Origin of the sequence: Streptomyces sp. NPDC059371, assembly GCF_042751995.1 — a bacterium.
Lineage (GTDB): Bacteria > Actinomycetota > Actinomycetes > Streptomycetales > Streptomycetaceae > Streptomyces.
On sequence record NZ_JBHYXD010000169.1, the window covers coordinates 1 to 9,701 of the forward strand.

Here is a 9,701-nt window from a genome sequence, read left to right on the forward strand (position 1 = left end):
TCGGAGCGGGTGGGCAGGGTTTCGTAGTCGCGGGCCAGGCGGCGGTGGAGCATGAGCCAGCCGTAGGTCCGCTCGACCGCCCACCGTTTCGGGATGGGGGTGAATCCTCTGGTTCCGGGCTTGCGTTGAGTGATTTCCATGTCGATGCCGAGGGTGGCGGCGTGCTCGACGAGGTGCTGGCGGTAGCCGCCGTCGACCCACGCTTTGCGGACGCGGGGATGTTCGGCGGCGACCCGGTCCAGGAGCTCGGTGCCGGCGGTGGAGTCCTGCACGCTTGCCGCGGTGCCAGCACGGCGAGCAGGAGGCCGATGGTGTCGGTGACGATGCTGCGCTTCCGCCCGACGATCTTCTTCCCGGCATCGATGCCCTGGCCGGAGGCGAGCACGCTGGTGGAGGTTTTCACGCTCTGTGCGTCGATCACGCAGGCCGATGGTTCGGCCTCCCGTCCTTCCTTCTGTCGTAAGAGTTGCCTGAGCAGGCCGTTGAGCTGGGCGAACACGCCTTCCCTGCTGCCACCTGGCGAAGTAGCCGTAGACCGTGTTCCAGTGCGGGAAGTCATGCGGGAGGTAGCGCCGCTGGACGCCGGTGCGGTCCACATACAAGATCGCGTCCATGATGTCGCGCAGGTCGTGCTCGGGCGGCCGGCCGAAGTCCAGAGTCTGCCGCGGCGCTCGAAGCGCCAAGCTGCCAGGACCGGCTCGACCAACTCCCAGCGGGCATAGGACAGATCACTCGGATACGGGTGCCGCTTGGCCATGCTTCCGGCGTACCGCCCCGAAACGAGTGCGCCCAGTCGCACCGAATCGGCGCTCGAAGCACACAGCCTCGAAGACCGGGCATCCTGGGATGAGACAGGACTACGACCCTTTCCGTCCCCTCCGCAACCTCCCCCGGCCCACAAGCATCGACAGCCTTCAAGACCTCCCCTGCACACCATCCATCACCCAGAGAATCGCCCCATAACCAGGCAAGACAGATGAAAACGACCTCTGAAGCCGGACGGCCGCTTGTTCTTCTCCGTTCTGCACACCAACGCAGGGGGCTGGGGCCCCTTTCAAGGCGTCACCGCCCACCCTGAGCTCCTTCCGCTCGCCGGCGGGGAGCCCCTGAGCGTGCAGATGTGGGTACTCGGCCCAACGCTATGGGAGGACCTTCTCGTCGAACGCGAATTCATTGGTGGACAAGATCGACGTCCTCGACGCGCCTGAGGACAGCAACCCGGTCTCATGGCGGCTCTTTCCGAGTCCGTCGGTGCGTCCGCTCGAGGTGACTTTCCGGGTCCCGTGTCATGTCCCCACTCGACTCAGCCTTGCCCACGCGGCACGAGGCGCTGGTGGCCGCGAGGGCTGGGTGGCGCTTCGGGCTGGGCGGCGCGGGCCCACCCGTGGACGTGCTTGGTCTCCCGCTGATCTCGTCGCGACCAAGGGAAGCCTGCTGAGCGAGCTGTATGCCACCGCCCAAGACCGCTGAGCACCATGGACATCGCCGGCCCCGCTCCCCCGGGAGGAGCGGGGCCGGGCCATATCTGACAGCTGACGAGGCCGTTGCCCAGCTCTTCCGGTCGACCAGGCAGGGACGCAGCTCCACCATTGGCTACGGTGTGCCGGACGCTTACGTGGCCCGTCGGCGAGCTTGGGAACGTCTCCTTCAAGGCAATACCACAAGCTCCTGAGTCCGGCGACACTTACCGGATGGAGGCCGTTCCTCTAGGCGATGGCCCCTTCACTTACCGGTGGTCCACCGGCGAAACGGCGTCGCAGATCGAACGGCTGATGGGCGATCAGCCGTAGCGCACGGAAGTGGCCGTCACCGACACCACGGACAACCACTCCCTGACCACCGCCATCACCGTCCTGGCGAAACCTTGCACAAAGATAAAAGAGCAGGCCAAAACGATGGATACCGATATCCAGTACTTGCAGAAACAGATCCCGGGAGCATCCCGCGAAGAAAAACGGGACATCCTTTCACAGATCCAAAGTAAGCGACAGGAACGCCAGGACCTCCTGAACCAGCTCGCCTCCCTGGGATGCTGGTGAGTAGCAAGCCGCTCGCTTGAAGATGATGATCCACCACGTCTATGAGAGAGGGAACTCCTCGCTCCAGACAGGAAGGCATCGCGACAGCCCACCGCGCAGGTGGTTGCCCCTGCTTCCAGGATCCGTTTGTGATGACGACCGCACTGTTCGCACCGCACGACCGGACCCAACTGCCCCTTTGATCTTGTACATCACGACTAAGCGCGAGGGGGGCTCGTACCGTTTAACACGATTTGGCGGTCAGGTCCACGGAGAGGTACGGGCCGGTCGAGGGAGTCTGTCTTGAGTCCTCCCCAGGCCGCGGGCCGGAGAATCGACCAGCGTACCTGGCCTACATCATTGGCCAGGTACATCTTTACGAACTTCCCGCTTCCGCATGAACGATCAGGAGCGTCTCGACAAGGAAGTTATGAGCGTTTCCTCCGGGCCCCCAGCGAGGCACGGAACGAAGGTCTTACAGTCAGTGGGCTTTGTCATAAGCCTCGCGAATGCTGGTCGGGACGCGCCCTCGGTCGTTGACCTGATAGTTGTTCTTCCGAGCCCAGTCCCGAACCTCCTCCGCGCTGGGCCCGTCGGTCGGCGCCCTGCGCGCACGCCCCGCCCCGCTCACCCGACCAGTCTTGCGGCCCTTGTCGATGAAGGGTGCAAGCGCCTCGAAGAGCTGGTCGTAATTATCCGAGACCAGATCGATCTCGTAATTTACGCCGTCAAGGGAAAAGGTGTGCGTCCGCACTTCGTCGGATTCTGCACCGGTGAGGTCATCCGTGTAAACGGTAACGATCTTCTGAGCCATACGGGAATGATACCCACTTTTCCCTAGGTGTCCACTTCGAAGATCTTCAGGAACGACAGATCCAGAACAGATGTGCTGGCACATCTGGGACAAGGGGAAAAATGGGACAACGCAGCGGTCACACCCTCTTGCGGATCTTGCCGTCAGCATCGAGCCAAGTGACCCACCGGGCACAGATACGGAAGCGGCGAATGCATGCGCCGCTCTTCGTTCCGTCCAGGACGCGGACCGAGATGACGCAAACCCTTGCGCTTTCCATCGCGGCGCAGGGCAGACGAACATGCGACTGTCACGGGAGCCCACCGCTGGAATGCCTTCAGCGGCGGACCTCCAGGCCCCAACGGGACATCCTGGTCTGTGCTGTACAGGGAATCCATATCCCGCGTCCTCTCGCTCCGACATGCTCTGCTGCGGTCGCATTCCACCGTCATAGGGAACAGGCAAGACGCCCCAGGTGGGAGCTACCACTTCCGCCTCGCCGCCGGCACCACTGGATATCCCAGTCCGACCATCGATGCCCAAGCGCCGCTACCGGTCCACCCGTCGACATCTGTACCGATCCGAGTGGACTGCCTTTCTGTAATGTCTCAGGCAGCCGGTACCGGCGTTGGGCGGATGCAGTGCTGGCGGTGGCCTTCGAGGACCTCCCGCCGGTGTCCGCGTTCCCGACGGTGCCGAAGCGCCGGTGGGGGCCCAAACTGTGGTGATTGGCGACGACCGGACAGCACGCGGCCGCCGGATCCAACGCGATGCGCACTCAGCTGACGCTCCTAGACCGCGACCCAAAGGTAATCGGGCTGCCGGTTCTCGGCGCATCCCGACCGGTACCGCTGCCGGTACCAGTCGAGGTACCTTTGGTGCATGCCTGCACTCAATGTGGAATTCAGCGAAGAAGAGATGACGCGGCTGCGCGAGCGGGCGGCGCTGACGGGCCGGAGCCTGAAGCAGCATGTGCACGATGTGACAGTGGAGGAGGCCGACCGGATCTCCTTCGTCGAAGGGGCGGTTGCCGAAGCCTCCCGGATCCTGCCCGGGATCACGGCCCGCTTCCCCGAGGGACAGCGGTGAGCCCAATCATCCGTGTCGACGTCGGCTGGGTCCTGCAGATCCAGTCTGCGATCTCCCCGTTGAACGTACCCATCGCGGACTGGGGCGCCCTGGACTTCATGGCCAGCCGGCACACCTTCGAGCGGGAGCGCGGCGTCCTGTACTACGAGGAGGCCGCCTCCCGGGCTGCAACCTTCCTCCACACCGCGCTGCTGTTGCGCCCCTTCACCGACTACAACTTGGTCATCGGCTGGGCCTGCACCAGCCAGTACATGCAAGTCTCCGGCCAACCCCTCCAAGCCAAAGACGACGATCTGTACGAACTCGCTCAGGCGGTCCGCGAGCAGGAAGCCGACCTGCGCACCGTCGCGCAGCGCTTGGAGTCCTGGCGCGCCGGATGACGCTTGGGGTTTCGCTTCGTCCCAGAGCCCGTGCCGGAATACCCGCCGTCAGCGCGATAGCTGTGCTGGCAGCACGGCAGGCAGTAGGTCCGGAAACGGGTTCGGGTCTACGCCCCAGCTCGGTCGTGCTGCCACCCGCTACCAGGTCCTTTGCCGGACCGCGCCAGATCCTTGGAGGCGTGTGCCCGGCCGCCGGATCCCGGTGGCCGGGCACGGGAAGGACCTGCGTGACCCCTGTGCGTGCAGACATCATCACGGGCATGGATGTCGGGGGGCGCCGTCAGCAGCGGGTATGGCGGACGGCGGGGTGGCGCGGCGGGGACGTGGTAGCGGCGAGCGTGATCCACGCCGTGGTGCAGTTATGGCGGGGCCGGTCCGTCGGAACCGCGGGGCTTGCCGGTCAGTCTGGCCTCGCTGCTGGTCTCAGTCCTGGCGCTGCGCAAGCCGGAGGAAGGCAACACCGCCGCGCCGACCCGTGAGCGGGCTGCGACCCTGGCCGTGCGGGTCGCCGCCGGTGAGGGCCGCGTCTACCGCCAGCTCCTCGCGGCTCAACTGGCCAGCGCCAGAGATCGCCTGACGCTGCCGAGTCCCGTCTTGAGGCTGTTACGACTCAGCCGCCGCTCTTTCGACGGAACGACCGCTGACTCGCGGCCGGACCGTGCGCGCCGTGGACCTTCGACGTGTTGGTGCTCGTAGTAAGGGCGGCGTCCGCCTGCACACCACGCTTGCGCGCCAGAGCCTCCCGGAACTTGCGCTTCAAGTCGTCCTGGGCATCATCGTCGGGCGAGAGGGAAGAGCTCTCGCCGTCTACCGGCTCTTCGGGCAATGGAGACTCTGCAGCCATGGTGACCTCCTGGAACCGGGCTATGGGAAGCACAGCATGTCACGGCGGACACCGCCGCACGGCGCCTCGCGGAGACGGCGCGCACCCGCCCCGGCTGCGACTCTCGTCCCCGGCGCCGGTCAGGCGACGCGTTCCAGGCCCACCTTCACTGACTGCCGGGTGCCGTCCCGTTTGGTCGACTCGTAGGCAAAGCCCACCGTGTCGCCGGGGCGCAGCGTCAGGGTGATGCGGCCGTTCGTGACGCAGTTGCCGGACTGGATGCTATCCCCAAGGGTCACCAGGTTTGGGCGGCCGACCGCGGTCAGGGTTACGGTGCCTAGCAGACGGAGGACCTCGCTATTCGAAACCGGTCGATCTAGACTTGCCGTATCCCCAGCGCCTCGTGCAGCAGGTATATGCAAATTGTTGCAAATCTCGTTGGTCGCTTCCGAGGTGGGCGGGAAGCCGCCGACGACCCGTCTCCCGCCCCGCACACCCACCTGCGCTCCGGATGATGGGTGTGATCTCCTCGTATTGGTGTTGGAAATAGAGAACTCGCCGTCGCGAGGCAGGTGTGACGACAGCGAGCGTGCGGGGATCAGACCGTCTGGTCCGGGAGCCGGTATTCGTACTTGCGAGGCCTGAGGTCTTCCTCGGCCGGCTCCCAGTTGGTGTAGTGCGAGACTGCGCCCTCGCTGGGGGTGTAGGGGTCGGTTCGGGTATCAACCTTGATGTCGCTGACGACGTACAGGTCAACAGTGTTGGTCTTGTCCCTCGCGTGGAGAACCTCGTTGATCGTCAGTTCAACGCTCGTCGCGGCCCCCGTGGTGCCCTTGCCCTCCACGTGACGTTCCTCCGCGCCTCGGGTGCAGCGCAGGTCGTAGGGCTTGCCCAGCTTCTCGACCGCCCACCCTTCCGCTACATAGCAGGCGGTGGCGATCTCTTCGGCGTACTCCTCGATGACCTTTCGCTTCTTGGGGTCGGAGATGTAGCCGGCGCCGCGGCGGCGGCGCTGGGGCTTCTTCTTGCCCTCGACCTGCTCAGCTGTGAAGCCCGGCGGCTTGTCGAGGGGGACGTCTTCGGGCACTTTGGGGTCGAAGGGAATCTGGGCGAGTTCCAGGAGTTGCTGGGCGGGCATCTGGACGAGTTTGCCCGTGCCGCGGTCGGTGCCTGAGCGGCGGATCGCATCGCTGCCAACCTCGGTGAGCGGGCCGTCGGGCCCCAGGGGGACGTTCTCGAGCTTGGCCAGCGGCTCGATACCGAAGCGCAGGGGGTACTTCAGGCGCTGCTCGGCTTCCTCGTCGGGCCAGTGCCAGGACTTGCCTTCGTAGAAGCCGCCGCGAACCTGGAAGAGGTAGAACGTGGCGGTGTCCTGGAGCCAGTTTTCGAGCTGGACTCGCGGCGAGGCGCCGGTGGCCAGGAGGGCGAACTGGGGGTGGGCGTGTGGGACGTCAGGTGTATGCCGCCGACGTTGTCGGAAACGCTTGCTGCGGCGACCCAGACAGTCAGGAGCAGACCGAGGGTATCCACCCCGACATGGCGCGTGCGACCTGCGATTTTCTTGTCGACATCGATGCCCTGGCCGGTCGCGCGCACGTTCGCGGAGGCCTTCACGCTCTGCGCGTCCAGCACGCAGGCGGTCGGCTCACCGTCGCGGCCTTCGGCTTCCCGGAGCAGGCGCCGCAGGAGACCGTTGAGGCGGTCGAAGACGCCCTCCTTTTGCCAGGCGGCGAAGTAGCCGTAGACCGTCTCCCACGGCGGGAAGTCGTGAGGCAGGTAACGCCCGGCAATGCCGGTGCGGTCGACGTAGAGGATGGCGTCCGTCAGGCGGCGCAGGTCGTGCTCGGGCGGCCGGCCGATGTCGAGACCTTTGCCTCTGCGCTCGGCCCACCAAGCGGTGAGCGTAGGCCCGATCAGTTCCCAGTGCGCATCGGAGAGGTCGCTGAGGTACGGGCGGTGTCGCGTCATGTTTCGGTACTACCGTCGAGACCCTCGTATCGGCAGGGCGCAAATGGGTTTCAGCGGGGCGCCTTGGGATCAGACAGGAGTGAACGGGCCGAAAAGGGCCTGCACATGTCGTCAACTGCATCACCTGGCACACGACATATCCCTGGCCCCATCACTCTTGAATCGACCTGACATCCAAAAAGCCACCAAACACCATCCCCAGGACAAAACGCTCGTTGAGTGCCTGTTTCTGATCCCGGGCTCGGGGTTGGGCTCGCGCGGGGGCTGGGGTTCGCAGTGCTTGACCGGGCGCCTGTTCGGGCGGTAGCTGCTGTGGGATGATGGCGGAACGAGAGGTTGACTGGTCCTGCCGCCGTGGCTGCGGGGGGCTGGTTTACGGGTTCCGGGCATTGCTCCCTTCACGGGCATTCGGTCCCCGCCATCGCTGCAGGGGCCGCTTTTTGTCGGCGCTCCAGTGACCTTGGGCTCATGACCCCCCTGGAGGGGGGCGCCCATCATGCTCGTCACCATCACGAACGACGGCGTCAAAACGGTCATCAGCCCAAGCGGAGAGATCGACTACGACACCCTGCCCGACCTGCTCGCCGCCGCCCAGGAGCTGTCGAAGTCCGTCACCCATGTGACCTGGGACCTGCGGGAGGTCCTATTCATGGACAGCACCGGCCTTCACCTGCTCGACGACCAGTGGTCGGCCTGCCTGGAAACGGGCCATACATTGGCTGTTACCGGCCTGCAGGCGCAGCCGCTGTATTTGCTGAGGCTGATCCAGGAGCTGTCTCCCGAATACCGCTGGGCCGACTTCCTTCCAGCATGTCCGTCGGCGGCTGCCGCCTGAGAAGCTGTGTCACATCCTCTTTTCGCAGGTCACGGAGGCGCGAAGGATGGTAGCGATCCCGCTTGCCGTTCGGTTGGGCGTCAATGGTCGCCGTTCCGAACGGCAACAGCAGCGCGCTGGTCTTCAGGCGGCTGCGAGAGACACCGGCAACGCCTCGGTTTGCCGGCGGGGCGGGCCAGGCGGCGGGACATGAGTGTTATGAAGGCCCATTGGATGTGGGCTTCGGCGTGGAACATCAGCCGTTCGTAGTCGCGTGCGTTGCGCCGGGGTCGCATCGTCCATGAGTTGCTCCGTTCCACCACTCACCTCTTCGGTAGCAGAACGAAGCCCTTGGCGTCCTTGGGGCGTGGGACGACCTTGATCGTGATGCCCAGAATGTCCTGGGCCCAGGTGCTGAACTCCTCGCCTGCGTAGCCGTTGTCCGCCCAGACCAGGGGCGGCAGTCAGTGAGCGTCGTCGGGGGCCGCCGAAGACCCGTCGGCCGCCCTCCAGACGGAGCGCGGCGGCGAGCTGGTGGCCGAAGCCGCGGATTCGGCCACCTGCTGCCGCACAACGGCCACCTGCTGCAACTCGATCTGTACCTGTGCCCGGCAGCGCGTGGACTCAGGCACCCCATCCAACAGGGCACCCAGCGCAAGTGCCGTCCCGGACCCGCCCTGCTCGGCCTCCGAAGGCTGCGACTTCGCCGGCTGGTGACCGGAGCGCTTGCGGTGACGCGCACCGCGCTGGCCCACCCACACGTTGCCCATCGTGTAGGCCAGTGCGCCGATGAGGGTGCCTACGACTGCGGGTGCGAGGCCCGCCTGGTCATAGGCCTCTCCGACCAGCTCGAAGGAGACCGCTGAGATCAGCACCCCGGCCCCGAAGGCCATCACGCTCGCGATCACCTTCTGCGGCGCCCGTATCCCGTACCCCAGCGCAGCACCCAGCAGCAGGGCCGAGCCCGCCACCAATCCCCGCAGTCCAGCTTCCACCACATGAGCCATGCCGACCCCTCTACCCGCATCGGATGCGGATCAACTGGTCCGCTGTGCCCGCGTGATCGGAAGGCAGCCCACCGTCTGCTGACGCGTTCGACCGCACGGTCAGCCGAATGCTGGGGACAGAACAGCACTGCCCGATGCCCGCAGCCACTGCGACGTCGTCATCGGCCTTGGAAACGCAGGCTCCGTAGGCGTCGGCTCCGACCGCCGGTGCGCCGGCGAGCAGGAGGGCGTCGAACTCGGTGGAGCGGGCGTTGGCGAAGGTGCGCTGAACGGATACGGGTTCGCCGTCGGGGCCGAGGATGCCACCGGTCGGGGTGATGATCAGGGGCACCATGCCTGCTCGAGGATGGTCTGACGGGCCGTTCGCACGTCGGGCAGGTCGTGGTCGCCTTCGGTCCCGATGCCGACGATCCTGCCGTCTAGAGGCCAGGTCACCAAGCTGGGAGAGTGCCAGGCTGGGCAGGGGTCGGTCTGTGTCACCGTCGGCTCGGGGGCGGGCAGGCCCAGACATGAGGCAACCTGGGTGCACAGTTTAGGACCCACCCCGCGGACCACTGCTCAGCGGACCACTGCTCAATGGCATGAGCCGGGGTACTCGGCGCGCATGGCGAAATTCAGTCTTTCAGGTCGGAAAGAACAAAACGGTGTCGACGACGTGCCGACGCCCGAGGAAGCCGGGCCCGGGCCCGAGGTGGAGGAGCGGGCGCCGGATAGGCCGACGGAGCTGACGAAACAGGCGTGGGGCAAGGTCCTCTCCGGGAGCCTGCGGGAGTTCAAGAAGGACGAGCTGACCGACCGGGCCGCCGCCT

Annotated in this window: 9 protein-coding genes and 3 pseudogenes; 4 read left to right on the top strand and 8 right to left on the bottom strand. The window is 65.8% G+C overall.

Features of this window, described 5'->3' with window-relative positions:
- Window positions 1-757, bottom strand: a pseudogene (locus ACFXGX_RS42180) (IS5 family transposase); the annotation flags it as partial.
- A 1,042-nt stretch (window positions 758-1,799) separates the two neighbouring features.
- Between ACFXGX_RS42180 and ACFXGX_RS42185 the strand changes: the two are divergent.
- Entirely contained in the window at window positions 1,800-2,039 is a 240-nt protein-coding gene (locus ACFXGX_RS42185; protein WP_384803474.1) for a hypothetical protein, read from the top strand.
- A 460-nt stretch (window positions 2,040-2,499) separates the two neighbouring features.
- On the opposite strand, the gene ACFXGX_RS42190 is transcribed toward ACFXGX_RS42185, so the two are convergent.
- Complete coding sequence (locus tag ACFXGX_RS42190) at window positions 2,500-2,832, bottom strand: Lsr2 family protein (protein WP_384803477.1); 333 nt, start codon at window positions 2,830-2,832, stop codon at window positions 2,500-2,502.
- Between the two features lie 861 nt (window positions 2,833-3,693).
- Here ACFXGX_RS42190 and ACFXGX_RS42195 point away from each other — a divergent pair.
- Window positions 3,694-3,900 (top strand): hypothetical protein, encoded by a 207-nt coding sequence (locus tag ACFXGX_RS42195; RefSeq protein ID WP_384803480.1) that lies wholly within the window; start codon window positions 3,694-3,696, stop codon window positions 3,898-3,900.
- Window positions 3,897-4,280 (top strand): hypothetical protein, encoded by a 384-nt coding sequence (locus ACFXGX_RS42200; RefSeq protein ID WP_384803483.1) that lies wholly within the window; start codon window positions 3,897-3,899, stop codon window positions 4,278-4,280. Before ACFXGX_RS42195 ends, ACFXGX_RS42200 begins: the two co-directional genes overlap by 4 nt.
- Before the next feature lie 610 nt (window positions 4,281-4,890).
- On the opposite strand, the gene ACFXGX_RS42205 is transcribed toward ACFXGX_RS42200, so the two are convergent.
- From ACFXGX_RS42205 to ACFXGX_RS42220, 4 genes and pseudogenes are all read right to left on the bottom strand, one after another.
- On the bottom strand, window positions 4,891-5,124 hold the full coding sequence (locus ACFXGX_RS42205; RefSeq protein ID WP_384803485.1) for a DUF5302 domain-containing protein: 234 nt from the start codon (window positions 5,122-5,124) through the stop codon (window positions 4,891-4,893).
- 119 nt (window positions 5,125-5,243) lie between these two features.
- Window positions 5,244-5,402 (bottom strand): hypothetical protein, encoded by a 159-nt coding sequence (locus ACFXGX_RS42210; RefSeq protein ID WP_384803488.1) that lies wholly within the window; start codon window positions 5,400-5,402, stop codon window positions 5,244-5,246.
- A gap of 299 nt (window positions 5,403-5,701) precedes the next feature.
- Window positions 5,702-6,241, bottom strand: coding sequence for a protein NO VEIN domain-containing protein (locus tag ACFXGX_RS42215; RefSeq protein WP_384803491.1), 540 nt, complete (start codon window positions 6,239-6,241; stop codon window positions 5,702-5,704).
- A gap of 308 nt (window positions 6,242-6,549) precedes the next feature.
- A pseudogene (locus ACFXGX_RS42220) lies at window positions 6,550-7,071 on the bottom strand (transposase); the annotation flags it as partial.
- 496 nt (window positions 7,072-7,567) lie between these two features.
- Between ACFXGX_RS42220 and ACFXGX_RS42225 the strand changes: the two are divergent.
- On the top strand, window positions 7,568-7,906 hold the full coding sequence (locus tag ACFXGX_RS42225; RefSeq protein WP_384803494.1) for an STAS domain-containing protein: 339 nt from the start codon (window positions 7,568-7,570) through the stop codon (window positions 7,904-7,906).
- A gap of 599 nt (window positions 7,907-8,505) precedes the next feature.
- Here ACFXGX_RS42225 and ACFXGX_RS42230 read toward each other — a convergent pair.
- Together ACFXGX_RS42230 and ACFXGX_RS42235 are read right to left on the bottom strand one after the other, a co-directional pair.
- Window positions 8,506-8,892: pseudogene (locus ACFXGX_RS42230) on the bottom strand (ZIP family zinc transporter); the annotation flags it as partial.
- Between the two features lie 10 nt (window positions 8,893-8,902).
- The gene (locus tag ACFXGX_RS42235) at window positions 8,903-9,226 is read right to left on the bottom strand and encodes a hypothetical protein (protein ID WP_384803497.1); all 324 of its coding nucleotides are present in this window, start codon (window positions 9,224-9,226) and stop codon (window positions 8,903-8,905) included.
- Between the last annotated feature and the right edge of the window lie 475 nt (window positions 9,227-9,701).